The organism is Anaeromyxobacter sp. K, from assembly GCF_000020805.1.
Taxonomy (GTDB): domain Bacteria; phylum Myxococcota; class Myxococcia; order Myxococcales; family Anaeromyxobacteraceae; genus Anaeromyxobacter; species Anaeromyxobacter dehalogenans.
The window spans coordinates 1,961,317-1,976,449 of record NC_011145.1 but is presented as its reverse complement, the minus strand read 5'-3'; the positions used below and the strand labels follow the sequence as shown (position 1 = coordinate 1,976,449).

Below are 15,133 nucleotides of genomic sequence, written 5' to 3'. Positions count from 1 at the left end.
CCCCAGTAGGAGTAGCGCGCAACCAACGCCCAGGGACCGACATGGACAAGCTCCCCGACCTCGATCCGCAGGAGACGCGCGAGTGGCTGGACGCCCTCGAGGGCGTGCTCCAGCGCGAGGGCACGGACCGCGCCCACTTCCTCATCGAGCAGCTCATCGACCGCGCCCGCCGCTCCGGCGCGTACCTGCCGTTCTCGGCCAACACCGCCTACGTGAACACCATCCCGGTGGAGAAGCAGCCGCGCTACCCGGGCGACTTCGCCATCGAGCAGACCATCCGCCACTACCTCCGCTGGAACGCGATGGCGATGGTGGTGCGGGCGAACAAGCACACGAACGTCGGCGGCCACATCGCCAGCTTCGCCTCGGCCGCGACGCTCTACGACGTCGGCTACAACCACTTCTGGCGGGCCTGGACGCCCGAGCGCGGCGGCGACCTGGTGTACATCCAGGGCCACTCCGCGCCCGGCATCTACGCGCGCGCGTTCCTGCTCGGCCTGCTGAGCGAGGAGCAGCTCCAGAACTTCCGCCAGGAGGTGGACGGCAAGGGCCTGTCCTCGTACCCGCACCCCTGGCTCATGCCGGACTTCTGGCAGTTCCCCACCGTGTCGATGGGCCTCGGGCCGCACATGGCCATCTACCAGGCCCGCTTCATGCGGTACCTGCACGACCGCGGCATCGCCGACACGTCCGACCGCAAGGTCTGGGCGTTCTGCGGCGACGGCGAGATGGACGAGCCGGAGGCCATGGGCGCCATCGACCGCGCCGGCCGCGAGAAGCTCGACAACCTCATCTTCGTGGTGAACTGCAACCTGCAGCGGCTCGACGGGCCGGTGCGCGGCAACGGCAAGATCATCCAGGAGCTGGAGGGCACGTTCCGCGGCGCCGGCTGGAACGTCATCAAGGTGATCTGGGGCCGCCACTGGGATCCGCTGTTCGCGAAGGACTCGGAGGGGATCCTGCGCCGCCGGATGATGGAGGTGGTGGACGGCGAGTACCAGCTCTACAAGTCGCGCAACGGCGCGTTCGTCCGCGAGCACTTCTTCAACTCGCCCGAGCTGAAGGCCATGGTCTCGGAGCTGTCCGACGAGGACGTCTGGCGGCTGAACCGCGGCGGGCACGATCCGTTCAAGGTCTACGCGGCCTACGGCGCGGCGGTGAAGCACACCGGCCAGCCCACCGTGATCCTCGCGAAGACCATCAAGGGCTACGGCATGGGCGAGGCCGGCGAGGCCATGAACATCGCCCACCAGCAGAAGAAGATCGCGGTGGACGCCATCCGGCGCTTCCGCGACCGCTTCGACCTGCCGGTGCCGGACGATCAGCTCGAGAAGGTGCCGTTCCTGAAGCTGCCGGAGGGCTCGAAGGAGCTCGAGTACCTGAAGGCGCGCCGGCAGGACCTCGGCGGCGACCGCCCGCGGCGCCGCGCCAAGGCGAAGCCGCTCGAGGTGCCGCCGCTCTCCACGTTCGACCGGCTGCTGAAGAGCAGCGAGGACCGCGAGCTGTCCACCACCATGGCGCTCGTGCAGATCATGACGCTCCTCGCGCGCGACAAGGCCATCGGGAAGCGGGTGGTGCCCATCGTGCCGGACGAGGGGCGCACCTTCGGCATGGAGGGCATGTACCGCCAGCTCGGGATCTGGAGCCACGTCGGCCAGCTGTACACGCCGGAGGACGCGGACAAGCTCGCCTACTACCGCGAGGACAAGCAGGGGCAGGTGCTGCAGGAGGGCATCACCGAGGCCGGCGCGATGTGCGACTGGATCGCCGGGGCGTCGGCGTACGCCACGCACGGCGAGCCGATGATCCCCTTCTACCTGTTCTATTCGATGTTCGGCTTCCAGCGCGTCGGCGACTTCGCCTGGGCGGCGGGCGACATGCGCTGCCGCGGCTTCCTCGTCGGCGGCACCTCCGGGCGCACCACGCTGAACGGCGAGGGACTCCAGCACGAGGACGGGCACTCGCACGTGCTCTCGTCGGTGATCCCGAACTGCCGCTCCTACGACCCGACCTTCTCGTACGAGGTGGCGGTGATCGTGCACGACGGCCTGCGCCGCATGCTGGCGGAGCAGGAGGACGCGTACTGGTACGTCACCGTCCTCAACGAGAACTACGCGCACCCGGGCATGCCGGAGGGCGCGGAGCAGGACATCGTCAAGGGCATGTACCTGTTCAAGCAGGGCGCGAAGGCGAAGGGCAAGGCGCCGCGCGTCCAGCTCCTCGGCTCGGGCGCCATCCTCCGCGAGGTGATCGCCGCGGCCGACCTGCTGAAGAGCCAGTGGGGCGTGGACGCCGACGTGTGGAGCTGCCCGAGCTTCACCGAGCTGGCGCGCGACGGCATGGCCGTGTCGCGCCACAACCGGCTCCACCCCGAGGACGCGCCGCGCCGCTCGCACGTGGAGACCTGCCTCGGCGGCACGCAGGGGCCGGTCGTCGCCGCGACCGACTACGTCCGCACCTTCGCCGAGCAGATCCGCCCCTGGGTGCCGCGCGCGTACCACGTGCTCGGCACCGACGGCTTCGGCCGCTCCGACACGCGCGAGAAGCTGCGCGGCTTCTTCGAGGTGGACCGGCACCACGTCGCGATCGCCGCGCTGAAGGCGCTCGCCGACGAGGGCACCGTGCCCGCCGCGAAGGTGGCCGAGGCACTGAAGAAGTACGGCATCGACCCCGCGAAGCCCGCCCCCTGGACCGTCTAGACCGCGAGAACGAGGACATGCGCACCATCGAGGTCAAGGTCCCGAACATCGGCGACTACAAGGACGTCCCGGTCATCGACGTGCTGGTGAAGCCCGGCGAGCAGGTGGACGCCGACGCGCCGCTGGTCACGCTCGAGTCGGACAAGGCCACCCTGGACGTGCCCGCCCCCGCGGCCGGCACCATCCGCGAGGTGAAGGTGAAGGTCGGCGACCGCGTCAGCGAGGGATCGCTGGTGGTCACCCTGGAGGCGGCGGACGGGCAGGCCAAGGCGGAGGCGCCCGCCGCGCCCGCCCAGGCCGCGCCCGCGAAGCCCGCCGCCGCGGCGCCCGCGCCGGCGCCCTCCCCTGCCCCTGCTGCGCCCTCCGCGCCTCCGGCCGCGGCCGCGCCGGCGGGCGCGCCGCGCACGGTGGAGGTGAAGGTCCCGAACATCGGCGACTTCAAGGACGTCCCGGTCATCGAGGTGCTGGTGAAGCCGGGCGATCGGGTCGAGGCCGACGCGCCGCTCGCCACGCTCGAGTCGGAGAAGGCCACGCTCGACGTGCCCGCGCCCGCGGCCGGCACGATCCGCGAGGTGGCGCTGAAGGCCGGGGACAAGGTGAGCGAGGGATCGCTGGTGGCGATCCTGGACGCGGTCGCGCCCGCCGCCGGGACGACCGGCGCCGCGCCACCGCCCGCCGCGCCGGCCCCGTCCCAGCCCGCCGCGGCTCCCGCAGCGAAGGCCGCCGCGCCGGCCCCGGCGACGGCCCCCGCCGCGCCACCGGTCGCGCCGGAGGCCGGTGCCCAGGGCCAGGTGCCGCACGCCTCGCCCTCGGTCCGCAAGCTCGCCCGCGAGCTGGGCGCCAACCTGGCCCGCGTCGAGGGGACCGGCCCGCGCGGCCGCATCCTGCAGGACGACGTGCAGAAGTTCGTGAAGGCCTCGCTCGCCCGGCTCGAGGCGGGCGGCGGCGGGGGCGGCGCGCTCGACCTCGCGCCCTGGCCCAAGGTGGACTTCACCCGCTTCGGGCCGGTGGAGCGGCAGCCGCTCTCGCGCATCCGCAAGCTGTCGCGGACCAACCTGGCGCGGAACTGGGTGATGATCCCGCACGTCACGCAGTTCGACGAGGCGGACATCACCGAGCTGGAGCGCTTCCGCGTCGAGCTGAACCGCGAGCACGAGAAGCAGGGCGTGAAGGTGACGCTGCTCGCGTTCCTGGTGAAGGCCTGCGTCGCCGCCATGAAGCGCTTCCCCGAGCTGAACGCCTCGCTCGACGGGGACGAGCTGGTGCTGAAGCGCTACTTCCACGTCGGCTTCGCCGCCGACACGCCGCAGGGGCTGGTGGTGCCGGTGCTGCGGGACGCCGATCAGAAGGGCGTCCTGCAGCTCGCGAAGGAGCTGGGCGAGCTCGCCGCGAAGGCGCGCGACGGGAAGCTCTCCCCCGCCGACGTGCAGGGCGGCTGCTTCTCCATCTCCAGCCTGGGCGGCATCGGCGGCACCGCGTTCACGCCCATCATCAACGCACCGGAGGTGGCCATCCTGGGCGTCTCGCGGAGCGCCATGCGCCCGGTGTGGGACGGCGCGCAGTTCCAGCCCCGGCTGATGCTGCCGCTGTCCCTCTCCTACGACCACCGCGTCATCGACGGCGCGCTGGCGGCGCGGATCACGACGTACCTGGGCCAGCTCCTCGGCGACCTGCGGCGGATCGTGCTCTAGGGCCCGTTCCCGTAGGCCTTCAGCTTGCGCCAGAGCGTGTTCCGGCCGATGCCGAGCGCGCGCGCGGCCTCGGCCTGCGAGCCGCCGCAGCGCTCCAGCACCGCGAGCACGTGCGCCCGCTCCACCTCGGCGAGCGTCGCCACCGGGCCCGGGGCGCCGCCCCGCGGCGCGGCACCGGCGGGCGCGGCCGGCGCGGTCAGCTCCTCCGGCAGGTGCTCGGGGCGGATCTCGGCGCCGCGCGCCACCGCCGCCGCGTAGCGCACCACGTTGCCGAGCTCGCGCACGTTCCCCGGCCAGCGGTAGGCGAGGAGCCGCCGCTCGGCCTCGGCGGAGAACCCCGGCCCCGGCCGCTTCTCCTCGGCGAGGAAGCGGCGCGCCAGCGGCAGCACGTCCTCGGGGCGATCCCGGAGCGGCGGGAGCCGCAGCACCAGCACCTTCAGCCGGTAGTAGAGGTCCTCCCGGAAGCGCCCCTCCGTCACCAGGCGCGCCAGGTCCTGGTGCGTGGCGCAGACGAAGCGGACGTCCACGCCGAACGCGCGCGTGTCGCCCACCCGGCGCACCTCGCCGTCCTCGAGCGCCCGCAGCAGCTTCGCCTGGAGCGGCAGCGGCATCTCGCCGATCTCGTCGAGGAAGAGCGTGCCCCCGTGCGCCGCCTCCAGCAGCCCCTGCTTCTCGGCGGTCGCGCCGGTGAACGCGCCCTTCACGTGGCCGAACAGCTCGGACTCGAGCAGGTCCGCCGGCAAGGCCGCCACGTTCACCGCCACGAACGGGCGGGCGCCCCGCGGGCCGCTCGCGTGGAGCGCGCGGGCGACCACCTCCTTGCCCGTCCCGCTCTCGCCCAGGATGACGACCGGGGCGTCGGCGTCGGCGAAGTCGCGCGCCCGAACCAGCACCGCCTGCATGGCCGGGCTCTCGGCGACCACGTGCGTGGTGCGCCGCACCCGGGAGACCACCGTCCCCAGCCCGCAGACCGCGCAGGCGTCGCTCATGACCGGAAGGCGTTCCATGGTGTTCCAGGGTGGAGCTTAACCGGGGCCGCCGCCGCGCGCACCGGCGCATTCCGGCCGGAAAACCGGGGGATCGGTATACGGCACGGCCCGTGCTCTGGGCTCCCTCCGAGGAGACCGAACGAACATGCCTGCCATCGACCGCAACGCCACCGTCGCCGAGATCGTCACCGCCCACGCCGTCACCGCCCGCATCTTCCAGAAGCACCGCATCGACTTCTGCTGCCACGGGGACGTCAGCGTCGCCGAGGCCTGCCGCCCGCGCGCGCTCGACCCGGACACGGTGTTCGCCGAGCTCGAGGCCTCGCTCCCGCAGGCGGACGGCGACGACGATCCCCGCGCGCTCTCCACCTTCGCGCTCGTCGCCCGCATCGTGGACCGCCACCACGCCTACCTGCGCCGCACCCTGCCGTTCCTCGAGCCGCTCGCGCACAAGGTCGCGAGCGTGCACGGGGACCACAACCCGCGCCTGCTCGGCGTGCGCGACGCGTTCCTCGAGCTGGCGGCCGCGCTCGAGCCGCACCTCGACCACGAGGAGGCGGTGCTGTTCCCCGCGCTCCTCTCGCCGGCGCCCGACCGCGAGATCCTCCGCAAGGAGCTCGAGGGCATGATGAGCGACCACCTCCAGGTCGGCGCGCTGCTGGAGCGGATCCGCGCGCTCTCGGAGGCGTTCACGGTGCCGGAGTGGGGCTGCCGCAGCTACCGCGTGCTCATGAGCGAGCTGGAGACGCTGGAGACCGACGTGCTCCGCCACGTCCACCTCGAGAACCACGTGCTCATGCCGCGCTTCGCGGGGCGCGCCGCGGCCGAGGCCCGGAGCTGATGGCCCGCGCCACCGACGCCCTGCGGGCCACGCGCGCGGGGATCCGGGCGCGGCTGCAGGAGGTGGCGGAGAAGGCCGGCGCGGTCACCGCCGGCCCGCCCGCGGCGCGCGCCGCCACCATGCGCGAGGTGGTCGCCGGGCTCGATCGCTGCCTGCGCGGCCACCTGGAGTGGGAGGAGCGGACGCTCCACCCGGTGGTGGACAAGTTCGCCTGCGAGGGGCCGCGCGCGTTCAGCGCCTCCATGCGCTACGAGCACGACATCATCCACCGCGGGATGGCCGAGCTGGCCCGGCGCGCCGGCGACCCCGAGGACGCGGCCGGCTTCGTCCGCCACGCCGATCGGCTCCTGGGCGTGGTGCTCGCGCACTTCGAGCTGGAGGAGGCGGTGTTCTTCCCCATCCTCGACGAGACCGCGGCCGGGCGCGCCATCGGCGGCCCGCTCTCGCCCGCGCTCCCCTGAAGAGGAACGGCCCCGCCGCCCGTGAAGGGCAGCGGGGCCGTCGCCCCTCCCGTACGGCGAGCGGGGCCGCGCCCCGCCCGGCCCCCCCCGCTACGGCGCCGTGAGCGCCACGTTCGCGGTGGCGCCGTTCGTCACGGTCGCGGCCACCGGCGCGGCCACGGCGTGACCGGTCTGGTCGCCGTTCGCGTCGAACGTGTCGCGCGTGAGCACCAGCGAGTAGGCGCCGGCGGGCAGGTCCGGCGCCGCGAACGTCTCGGTCGCGGCCACCACCGGGGTGACCTCGCGGACGATCAGGTTCACCGGCGTCGCCCCGAACGGCTGGATGACCTGCAGCAGGTCGCGCTGCGTGTCGGTCGCGATGGGCGTCACCGCCCCGTTGATGCCGCCGTGCTCGGCCGCCACGGTGAGCGCGATGTCCTGCACCGGCAGCGGCGCCGCCGCGGTGAGCTCGATCGGCCCGCTCGCGAAGCTCTGGTAGACCGTGCCGCCGACCACCGGCTGCGTGACCACGTAGTAGGTCGTGGCGACCGGCAGCAGGCCGACGGCGTACTTGCCGTCGGCGCCCGTCACGGTGGCGCGGACCACGCTCGGCGCGCCGCCCTCGACCGTCTCGATCAGCACCTTGGCGCCGGCGACCGCCGTGCCGCCCGCGGTGACCGTGCCGGAGATGGTGCCGGTGACCACCTGGTCGAACGCGCGCACCACCGGGCGGAGGATGTACTGGTCGGAGTTGCCGGCGCGGTGGACGAAGACCGACTTGTGGGCGTCGAAGTCGATGAAGACGTCCTTGGTGGTGCCGGGCTCGACGTCGAAGTTGACGGTGAGCTTCACGCCCGACTGCATGCCCGAGGGCACCTTGAGCGGCTGCGGCTCGGCGATGCCGTCCACCACCACGGTGTTGTCCGGCCCGAGCAGCAGGCGCATCTGCCCGTAGTGACCCGCCGCGATGGGCGCGTTCTCGGCCAGCGTCTTGCTCAAGCCGTTGGTGAGCGTGAGCAGGTCGATCGGGCCGCCGGTCCAGGTGCCCAGCGTCTGCCAGCCGTCCGGACCGTCGATCTGCACCTCGCGGACGTCGAGGAACAGCTGCGTGTAGTCGCCGGGCGCGTCCACCAGGCGGACGTTGATCCGGGCGGGCGCGTCGTTGCTGGACGAGCCGCACGCGGCGAGACCGAGCGCGAGCGCGCCGGCGAGCGCGATGCGAAGACCCTGAAGCTTCATGTACGAACCTCCTTCGATGACCAGGGGAGCGACGCCAGCAACCGGGCTGGCGGTCGCAACCTTGAACACTCGGGGCCGGGAAACGCTCGTCTCAGGCCCTGAATTTCCGGAAGACGACCTCCACCCACCTCCGACGACCACGCCGCCCCAGGGTTGCGCGACACCACGCCAGGGCACAGCGAGGCCGCGCGTCCGCGACGCTGCGACGCAGCGGGGAGAAGCTCCAGTCCGAGTCGGGTGCGGCGCGCCCGACCAGCGCGCGCGTCGAGTCCGGTGGCCGGACGCGCTCAGGCGAGGTCTTCGAAGGTCCCGGTCTGCCGGTTCTTGCGGACCTTGTCGCCCGGGAACACGCGGCCGTTCATGGCCACGTAGACGCCGGGCGGCAGCACCTGCACGAACGAGAGCGCGCTGCCGAGGTTGAAGAGGCCATCGGAGCTGCCGAACGCGTACGGGATCATCGCGCCGGTGAGCACCACGGTCTTGCCGAGGCCTGCGGCGAGGAGCGCCCGCGCCGTCTCGGCCATCGTGTCGGTGCCGTGGGTCACCAGGATGCGGTCCTCGGCGGCGGAGCGGCAGCTCTCCACGATGATCCGGCGGTCGCCGTCGGTCATGTCGAGGCTGTCCACCATCATGAGGTTCCGGACGCTCACGTCGAGGCGGCAGCGCGCCAGCCGCAGCATCTCCGGCAGGTGCGTGTCCTTGAAGTAGAGCCGACCGGACAGCTCGTCGTACTCCTTGTCGAAGGTACCACCGGTGACGAACACGCGGATGGGCTGGCTCACGGGGAGCATTCTAATCCCCTCGGGCCGGGTTGCCGCGGGAACCGTCGCGCGCGGGGGCCGGCGCGCGCCGCAGCCCGAGCGCCCAGAGGGCCAGCGCGGCCGCGAGGAACGCCGCGCCCGCCGCGCACACGCCCCCCCAGCCGCGGGCGGTCCAGGCCCAGGTCCCGACCGCGGTCCCGAGCGCGCCGCCGGCGAAGTAGGTCACCATGTAGATGGTGTTCATGCGGCTGCGCGCCTCCGGCCGGCGCCCGTGCACCCGCGCCAGGTTCGAGACGTGGTTCCCCTGCACCCCCACGTCGAGGAGCAGCACCCCCGCCACCAGCGCCGGGACGCTCCCGCTCGCGGCGAACACCGCGAACCCGGCCAGCGCCACCACGATGGAGATCCCGGCGTTCGCGCGGGGGCGGGTGCGGTCGGCGAGCCGGCCCAGCACCGGCGCCGCCAGCGCGCCCGCGGCGCCGAGCACCCCGAACAGCCCGGCCACGTCCGGCCCGAGCCCGTGCCGCGCCTCGAGCTGGAACGCGAGCGTGCTCCAGAACACGCTGAACGCCGCGAACCCGAGCGCGCCGAGCGCCGCCGCCTCGCGGAGCACCGGCTCCTCGCGCGCGATGTCGAGCATCGACCGGAGCAGCGCCGGGTACGGCATGGAGGCGTCCGGCTCGCTCCGCGGGAGCAGCGCCCGGAGCGCCGCCGCCAGCGCCACCATGAGCGCCGCGGCCACCACGTACACCGCGCGCCAGCCCAGGTGCGCGCCCAGGAAGCCGCTCGCGGTGCGCGCGAGCAGGATGCCCACCAGCAGCCCGCCCATCACCGCGCCCACCGCGCGGCCGCGCTCCTCCGGCGGCGCCACGTGCGCGGCGAGCGGGAGCGCCAGCTGCGGCACCACCGTGGTCGTCCCCACCGCCAGCGACGCGCCCGCCAGCACCGGCAGCGTCGGCGACGCCGCCACCGCGAGCAGCGCCACCGCCACCGCGCCGAGCAGCGCCAGCATGAGCCGGCGCCGCTCCAGCACGTCGCCGAGCGGCACGAACAGGAACATGCCGGCGCCGTACCCGACCTGCGTCAGCATCGAGACCACCCCCACCGCCCGCGGCGAGGTGGAGAACGCGCGCGCCACCTCGGGGAGGAGCGGCTGCAGCAGGTACAGGTTGCCCACGCTGGCGCCCGCCGCGACGGCGAGCACGAGCACGATGAACCGGACGGAGGGCGCGGCGGGCACGGCCGGACGTTTTAGATCCGATCCGGCCGCCGCGCTCGCGGAACCGTCGGCCCGGGCCGTCAGCCGCGCGGCGCGCCATCGCGCGATCCGCTCGCGCCGAGCCCCGTCGCGCGACCGGGCGCTTCAGCCGCGCGGCGCGTCGAACAGCGCCAGGAGCGCGGGCGGATCCAGCTCGGACACCGCCAGCGCCGGGCGCGCCAGGGGCAATGCGCAGACCCGCTCGCCGAGCGGCCCCGCGGTGCAGCTCGCGCCGCCTCGCGCCACCCGCTCCACCGCCGCCGACGCCGGCGAGCCCGCGCCCGGCACGAGCACGGTCAGCGCGCGCTCGCCCACCCGGTACAGGAGGTGCGCGGCCGGCTGCCCGCCCAGCGCGCACCGGCGCGCGCCGAGGAGCGTCGCGCCCGGGAGCTCGGGCACGGGGACCGTGAAGCCCAGCGCGCCCTCGAGCCAGGAGGCCACCGCGCCCGCGTCGCGCGACTCGAACTCGCAGGGCGAGGCGCGCGAGAAGGAGCGCAGGTGCGTGCGCTCCGCGTCGGAGGCGAGGCCGCGATCCAGCCCCGCCCTGCCCCGCCCCGCCAGCCAGGCCCCGCCGGCGATCCCGCCCGCCGCGAGCGCCAGGCCCGCTGCGAGCGCCGCCGCGCGGACGGCCGGGCGGGGTGCGCGCCGCGCCGGCAGGACCTGCCGCGCCGCCCGGGCCGGGCCCGCACCGCGCCGGAGCGCCGCGCGCAGCCGCCCGAACGCCGCCGCCGCCGCCGCACAGCCGGGGCAGCCTGCGAGGTGGGCCTCCACCCGCACCCGCTCCATCCGCTCCACCTCGCCGTCGAGCCAGGCCGAGACCCGCTCGTTCCACTCCGGGCTACAGGCCGACATGGCGGTCCTCCTCGCGCAGGCGGCCGGCGAGCTCCCGCCGCGCCCGCGCCAGCCGCGAGCGCACCGTGCCCACCGGGCACCCCTGCACGCGCGCGATCTCCTGGTACGACAGCTCCTCCACCTCGCGCAGCCACAGCGCCTCGCGCCACTCCGGCGGCAGCGCGGCGAGCGCCGCCGAGAGCCCGTCCCCGAGCGCGCGGGCCAGCAGCGCCTCCTCGGCGGTGGGGGCGGCGTCCGGCGTCGCCTCCGCGGCGCGCCCGCCCTCCAGCACCTCCAGGCGCGGCCGCAGCCCGCGCACCGCGTTCAGGTGGATGGAGCGCTGCAGGGCGCCGAGCCAGCCGCGCAGGCGGGTCGGGTCGCGCAGCTCCTCCTGCCGCTCCAGCGCGCGCACCAGCGTCTCCTGCACGAGGTCCTCCGCGTCGGCGGCGCTGCGCGCGAGGCGGCGCCCGTTCCGGCGGAGGAACGGGACCTGCGCGAGCGCACGCTGGAGGAAGCCGCCGGCCACCGGAGGGTGAGACACGCGGAGCCGCGAAAAGGTTCCCGGCGCCGGCGCCATCCCGCCCGGGCACCGGTCGATCCGGGAACTTTCCGGGCGCCCGGGCGTGTCGGGGAGGTCGCCGGCCCGCGTCCGCGGCCGGCCGGGCTCCCACATCGGCCCCGTGACGCCGGGCCCGCGCCCGGGGAGAATCCAGAGATGGGCTTCGATCTGCCCGGCCTGTTCGCCGCCGGGATCCTCACCTTCGCGTCCCCCTGCGTCCTGCCGCTCGTGCCGGTCTACCTGTCGCTGCTCGGCGGCGCCTCGGTGGACGCGCTCCGCCGGGGCGAGCGGCCGCGCGGGCTGGTCCCGTCCGCGATCGCGTTCTCGCTCGGCCTCGCGGCGGTGTTCGTCGCGCTCGGCGCCGGGGCGAGCGCGGCGGGCGAGGCGCTCTCGGCGCACCGCGACGCGCTGCTGGCGGTGTCCGGCGCGCTGGTCGTCGCGCTCGGCCTGAAGGTGCTCGGCGTGCTCCGGCTGCCCGCGCTCGACGTGGAGCGGCGGCCGTGGCTGGCGCGCGTGCGGCCCGGCGGCTCGCTCGCGGCGTCCCTCGCGTTCGGCGGGGCGTTCGCGCTGGGCTGGACCCCGTGCGTCGGCCCGGTGCTCGGCTCGGTGCTCACCTGGACCGCCTCGGCTGGCGCGAGCCCGGCCCGCGGCGCGCTCTACCTCGGCACGTACGCGGCCGGCCTGGTGACGCCGCTCGTCCTCGCGGCCGCCTTCGCGGGGCGCGCGCTCGCCTGGCTCGACCGGCTGAAGCGGCAGCTGCCCCGGCTCGAGAAGGCCACCGGGCTCCTGCTGGTGGGCGCCGGCATCCTGCTCGCCACCGATCGGCTCATGGTGCTGATGCCGCGCGCGGGTGGCGCCGCGGCGGAGGAGGTCGCGGCGGGCGCTCCGGCGGCGCCGGCGGTCCCCTCGACCCCGTCCGTCGCGGCGGCCCGGCCCGCCGAGTCCGGCGAGCCCGCGGTCTGCACCGACGCGTCCTCCGCCGCCTGCGCGGTGGCGGTGCCCGACCTGCCCGGCGCGGCGCCCGCCGCCGTGGCGCCGCGGCACGGCCCGGCGCTGGTCGAGATCGTGAGCCGGAGCTGCCCGGTCTGCCGGAGGATGGAGCCGGTGGTGGCCGCGGCGGAGCGCGGCTGCCCGGGCGCGCGGGTGGAGCGCCACCAGGTGGAGGCGCCGGAGGGCGCGGCGCTGGCGCGCGCGCACCGGGTGGTGGCCGTGCCCACGTTCCTCGCGCTCGACGGCGCCGGCCGCGAGGTGCAGCGGCTGGTGGGCGAGCAGTCTCTCGACGCGCTGGTGGACGCGCTGCAGCGCCTCTCCGGCCGGCTGTGCCAGGCCGCGCCGGCGGCGCCGCGACCCGCCGCGGGCTGAGGGATCTCGAGAGCGCGGAGCGCCGCGCCGCGCGCCGCGGGGGCACGCCCGCCCGCGGCAACCCCGAAGACCCACCCCTGCCCCCGGCCGCGAGCGCGCCGCGCCGCGGCGGCGGGGGCACGATCGTCGCGTAGCCCATCTCTCGAGACGGGAGCGAACGGTCATGATCCCGATGATGATCGAGGCGCACCTGAAGGAGCATCACCAGGGGTACGAGCTGCACACGCACCCCTTCGCCATGTCGGCGCAGGACCTCGCCGCCACCGAGCACGTCTCCGGCCACCGCGTCGCGAAGGCGGTGGTGGTGCGGCTCGACGGCAAGTACGCGATCGCGGTGGTGTCGGCCGCCGAGAAGGTCCGGCTCGGCGTGCTCGAGGAGGCGACCGGCGCCGCCGCCGAGCTGGTCCCCGAGCACGAGCTCGCGGAGCACTTCCGGCCCTGCGACCCGGGCGCGGAGCCGCCGCTCGGCCTCTTCGGCGCGCCGATCTTCGTGGACGCCACGCTGGCCCACGCGCCGCGGCTGCTGATGCCCGCCGGGACGTACATGGACTCGGTCCTGCTCGACACCGCCGAGTGGATGCGCTGCGAGCAGGTGCAGCCGATCGCCAACCTGGGCGCGCCGGTGCATTGACGTCCTGAGGTCCCACCCGGGTGAGTCACGCCACGGCGTGCCGTGGATTCACGCCCTCCGGGGGCGACGCATTACTCTGGGTCGGGGAAAGCAGGCGGTAAGCGCCCGATTTCATTGATCGGCCGGACGGCCCGGGGCTGGTGCGGCGCATGCAAATCCGGGAGCGTGGATGCCCGGCGCCCGCACGCCGGCCCAGCCCGGAGACGCTCCATGAAGAAGCCCGCCCTGCTCGCCCTCGCGCTGGTCCCGACCCTGCTCCTCCCGGCCTGCGTGACGACCACCACCAGCACGCGCACCTGGGGAGATCCGTACGGCGGCGGGGGCGGCGACTGGGTCCGCTACGGCCGCGTCGAGTCGATCCGCGAGGTGGTCCAGAAGCAGCAGGGCAACCCCGGCGCCGGCGCGGTGGCCGGCGCGGTGATCGGCGGCCTGCTCGGCAGCGCGCTCGGTGGCCACACGCACTACGACCGCTACGGCTACGCGCACACCCACGCCAGCGCGGGCGGCGCGGTGGTGGGCGCGGTCGGCGGCGCCATGATCGGCGCGGCGGCCAGCCAGGGCTCGAACGCGGAGTACCGCAGCTACGAGGTGTTCGTGCGCTACGAGGACGGCGGCGTCGAGCGCTACGTGTACCAGGGCTACGCCCCGTTCCGAGTCGGCGACGCGGTGGCGCTCACCGCGAACGGCCTCGCCCGCGAGTAGCCGTTCGCCGCCATCGCGGCGGGCGGAGGCACGCGCGGCCCGCGCGCGCTCCCGCGGCCGGCCGCTGCGCACTCGGGGTGCACCCGGCGTTCCGGGGGCGCGGCGCCCGGCCGCGCGGCCCGCGGGTGTAGGATCACGCCATGGTCACCGTCCGCGTCCGGCTCGCCGCCGCCGGCCGCGCCGCCGCCGGCGCGACCCTGCTCCTCGCCCTCGCACTCGCCTGCGCCGGCCCGCCGGCCGCCACCGGCCCGCTGCCGGAGCGCCGCACCGCGTTCGCCCGCCCGGACCAGGATCCCGCCCTGCGATCGCTGCCGCTCGACGAGCGCTCGCTGACCGGCGTGGAGCGCGTGGTGGTGCGGCTCTCGCCCGGTCCGCGCGGCGGGGTGCGGCTGGTGGAGGTCGTCTCGCCGGACCTCACGCCGGCCGAGCGCGCCGACCTGGCGCGCGCCATCGAGGCCGGCGAGGTGAGGCCGGAGACCGGGCCGGAGCGTCAGGGCGCGAGCTGGACCAGCACCGTGCTGCGCCGGCGCTGATCCACGGACCGTGAACCTCCGCTCAGCGCCGGTCCTGGGTGGGATCGGGGTTCGAGCTCCCCGACCAGCCGCCGGTGGCGGTGTCGCCGCTCGACGAGGTGCCCCCGCCGGCGTGCGAGTCCTCCTCGCCGCCGGTGCGCGGCCCGGGTGGCTCGACCGGGCTCTCGGCGCTCGCGCCGGACGCGGCGCCTACCTGCTCGCCCGCAGTGGTCCGCCGCTCCGCGCCCGTGCCGCCCCGCCGCCCGTGCACCGGGCGCCGGACGTCCTGCGCGCTCCGCTGCTGCGGCACCGCCTTGCGGGCGTGGGGCGTACCGGCCGCCTCGCCGCCCTTCGCGCGCGGCGCCTGGCTCCCGGCGGCCGCTTGCCCCCCTGTCGCGTGCGGCGCCGCCGTCGTCGGCTCGCCCTTCGCCTTGCGGGGCGCCTCGGGTTGCGCCCGCTCCCCGCCCGCGGGCCCGCGCCCGTCCTCCTGCGCGCGCTCCCCCTGCGCCCGCGCGCCGGCCGCGAGCAGCAGGCCCGCCGAGATGGCCGCCCCGATCGCCCATCGCCGCGCCGTCATGATCCGCCTCCCCGCGGCGAGCCCGCCGCGCTCCCTCACGG

The 15,133-nt window shown here is 75.5% G+C and carries 15 protein-coding genes; 8 read left to right on the top strand and 7 right to left on the bottom strand.

Features of this window, described 5'->3' with window-relative positions:
* Positions 1-41: 41 nt before the first annotated feature.
* Positions 42-2,699, top strand: coding sequence for a pyruvate dehydrogenase (acetyl-transferring), homodimeric type (gene aceE, locus ANAEK_RS08745; RefSeq protein ID WP_012525792.1), 2,658 nt, complete (start codon positions 42-44; stop codon positions 2,697-2,699).
* Positions 2,700-2,716: 17 nt separating this feature from the next.
* Positions 2,717-4,390, top strand: a complete 1,674-nt coding sequence (gene aceF / locus ANAEK_RS08740; protein WP_012525791.1) for a dihydrolipoyllysine-residue acetyltransferase — start codon at positions 2,717-2,719, stop codon at positions 4,388-4,390.
* Here aceF and ANAEK_RS08735 read toward each other — a convergent pair.
* Positions 4,387-5,397 carry a sigma-54-dependent Fis family transcriptional regulator gene (locus tag ANAEK_RS08735; RefSeq protein WP_012525790.1) on the bottom strand — a complete coding sequence of 337 codons (1,011 nt, stop codon included), beginning with the start codon at positions 5,395-5,397 and terminating at the stop codon, positions 4,387-4,389. The genes aceF and ANAEK_RS08735 overlap by 4 nt on opposite strands.
* Positions 5,398-5,524: 127 nt before the next feature.
* Between ANAEK_RS08735 and ric the strand changes: the two genes are divergently transcribed.
* Positions 5,525-6,220, top strand: coding sequence for an iron-sulfur cluster repair di-iron protein (ric, locus tag ANAEK_RS08730; protein ID WP_012525789.1), 696 nt, complete (start codon positions 5,525-5,527; stop codon positions 6,218-6,220).
* Positions 6,220-6,681, top strand: coding sequence for a hemerythrin domain-containing protein (locus tag ANAEK_RS08725; RefSeq protein ID WP_012525788.1), 462 nt, complete (start codon positions 6,220-6,222; stop codon positions 6,679-6,681). The genes ric and ANAEK_RS08725 overlap by 1 nt, the downstream gene beginning before the upstream one ends.
* Before the next feature lie 90 nt (positions 6,682-6,771).
* On the opposite strand, the gene ANAEK_RS08720 is transcribed toward ANAEK_RS08725, so the two are convergent.
* The 5 genes from ANAEK_RS08720 to ANAEK_RS08700 form a co-directional block, all read right to left on the bottom strand.
* Complete coding sequence (locus ANAEK_RS08720; RefSeq protein WP_012525787.1) at positions 6,772-7,899, bottom strand: DUF4382 domain-containing protein; 1,128 nt, start codon at positions 7,897-7,899, stop codon at positions 6,772-6,774.
* Positions 7,900-8,186: 287 nt separating this feature from the next.
* Positions 8,187-8,690: an asparaginase domain-containing protein gene (locus ANAEK_RS08715; RefSeq protein WP_012525786.1), complete on the bottom strand. Its 504-nt coding sequence runs from the start codon at positions 8,688-8,690 to the stop codon at positions 8,187-8,189.
* Between the two features lies 1 nt (position 8,691).
* The gene (locus ANAEK_RS08710; protein WP_012525785.1) at positions 8,692-9,900 is read right to left on the bottom strand and encodes an MFS transporter; all 1,209 of its coding nucleotides are present in this window, start codon (positions 9,898-9,900) and stop codon (positions 8,692-8,694) included.
* 123 nt (positions 9,901-10,023) lie between these two features.
* Positions 10,024-10,770: a zf-HC2 domain-containing protein gene (locus ANAEK_RS08705; RefSeq protein WP_012525784.1), complete on the bottom strand. Its 747-nt coding sequence runs from the start codon at positions 10,768-10,770 to the stop codon at positions 10,024-10,026.
* A complete protein-coding gene (locus ANAEK_RS08700) occupies positions 10,757-11,290 on the bottom strand; it encodes an RNA polymerase sigma factor (protein WP_232288409.1) in 534 nt (177 codons plus the stop codon). The genes ANAEK_RS08705 and ANAEK_RS08700 overlap by 14 nt, the downstream gene beginning before the upstream one ends.
* Before the next feature lie 174 nt (positions 11,291-11,464).
* Between ANAEK_RS08700 and ANAEK_RS08695 the strand changes: the two genes are divergently transcribed.
* The 4 genes from ANAEK_RS08695 (at position 11,465) to ANAEK_RS08680 (ending at position 14,536) form a co-directional block, all read left to right on the top strand.
* Positions 11,465-12,670: a cytochrome c biogenesis protein CcdA gene (locus ANAEK_RS08695; protein ID WP_012525782.1), complete on the top strand. Its 1,206-nt coding sequence runs from the start codon at positions 11,465-11,467 to the stop codon at positions 12,668-12,670.
* 163 nt (positions 12,671-12,833) lie between these two features.
* Positions 12,834-13,301, top strand: a complete 468-nt coding sequence (locus tag ANAEK_RS08690; RefSeq protein ID WP_012525781.1) for an aminoacyl-tRNA deacylase — start codon at positions 12,834-12,836, stop codon at positions 13,299-13,301.
* A 210-nt stretch (positions 13,302-13,511) separates the two neighbouring features.
* A complete protein-coding gene (locus ANAEK_RS08685) occupies positions 13,512-14,003 on the top strand; it encodes a membrane protein (protein ID WP_012525780.1) in 492 nt (163 codons plus the stop codon).
* Positions 14,004-14,143: 140 nt separating this feature from the next.
* A complete protein-coding gene (locus ANAEK_RS08680; RefSeq protein ID WP_012525779.1) occupies positions 14,144-14,536 on the top strand; it encodes a hypothetical protein in 393 nt (130 codons plus the stop codon).
* Between the two features lie 22 nt (positions 14,537-14,558).
* Here the strand turns inward: ANAEK_RS08680 and ANAEK_RS08675 are convergent, their stop codons facing one another.
* Entirely contained in the window at positions 14,559-15,092 is a 534-nt protein-coding gene (locus ANAEK_RS08675) for a hypothetical protein (RefSeq protein ID WP_012525778.1), read from the bottom strand.
* Positions 15,093-15,133: the final 41 nt, after the last annotated feature.

Excerpts from the sequence above, each read along its gene's own strand:
- aceE (WP_012525792.1), top strand. The coding sequence starts at position 42 with ATGGACAAGCTCCCCGACCTCGATCCGCAGGAGACGCGCGAGTGGCTG.
- aceF (WP_012525791.1), top strand. The coding sequence starts at position 2,717 with ATGCGCACCATCGAGGTCAAGGTCCCGAACATCGGCGACTACAAGGAC.
- ANAEK_RS08735 (WP_012525790.1), bottom strand. The coding sequence starts at position 5,397 with ATGGAACGCCTTCCGGTCATGAGCGACGCCTGCGCGGTCTGCGGGCTG.
- ric (WP_012525789.1), top strand. The coding sequence starts at position 5,525 with ATGCCTGCCATCGACCGCAACGCCACCGTCGCCGAGATCGTCACCGCC.
- ANAEK_RS08725 (WP_012525788.1), top strand. The coding sequence starts at position 6,220 with ATGGCCCGCGCCACCGACGCCCTGCGGGCCACGCGCGCGGGGATCCGG.
- ANAEK_RS08720 (WP_012525787.1), bottom strand. The coding sequence starts at position 7,899 with ATGAAGCTTCAGGGTCTTCGCATCGCGCTCGCCGGCGCGCTCGCGCTC.
- ANAEK_RS08715 (WP_012525786.1), bottom strand. The coding sequence starts at position 8,690 with ATGCTCCCCGTGAGCCAGCCCATCCGCGTGTTCGTCACCGGTGGTACC.
- ANAEK_RS08705 (WP_012525784.1), bottom strand. The coding sequence starts at position 10,770 with ATGTCGGCCTGTAGCCCGGAGTGGAACGAGCGGGTCTCGGCCTGGCTC.
- ANAEK_RS08695 (WP_012525782.1), top strand. The coding sequence starts at position 11,465 with ATGGGCTTCGATCTGCCCGGCCTGTTCGCCGCCGGGATCCTCACCTTC.
- ANAEK_RS08690 (WP_012525781.1), top strand. The coding sequence starts at position 12,834 with ATGATCCCGATGATGATCGAGGCGCACCTGAAGGAGCATCACCAGGGG.
- ANAEK_RS08685 (WP_012525780.1), top strand. The coding sequence starts at position 13,512 with ATGAAGAAGCCCGCCCTGCTCGCCCTCGCGCTGGTCCCGACCCTGCTC.
- ANAEK_RS08680 (WP_012525779.1), top strand. The coding sequence starts at position 14,144 with ATGGTCACCGTCCGCGTCCGGCTCGCCGCCGCCGGCCGCGCCGCCGCC.
- ANAEK_RS08675 (WP_012525778.1), bottom strand. The coding sequence starts at position 15,092 with ATGACGGCGCGGCGATGGGCGATCGGGGCGGCCATCTCGGCGGGCCTG.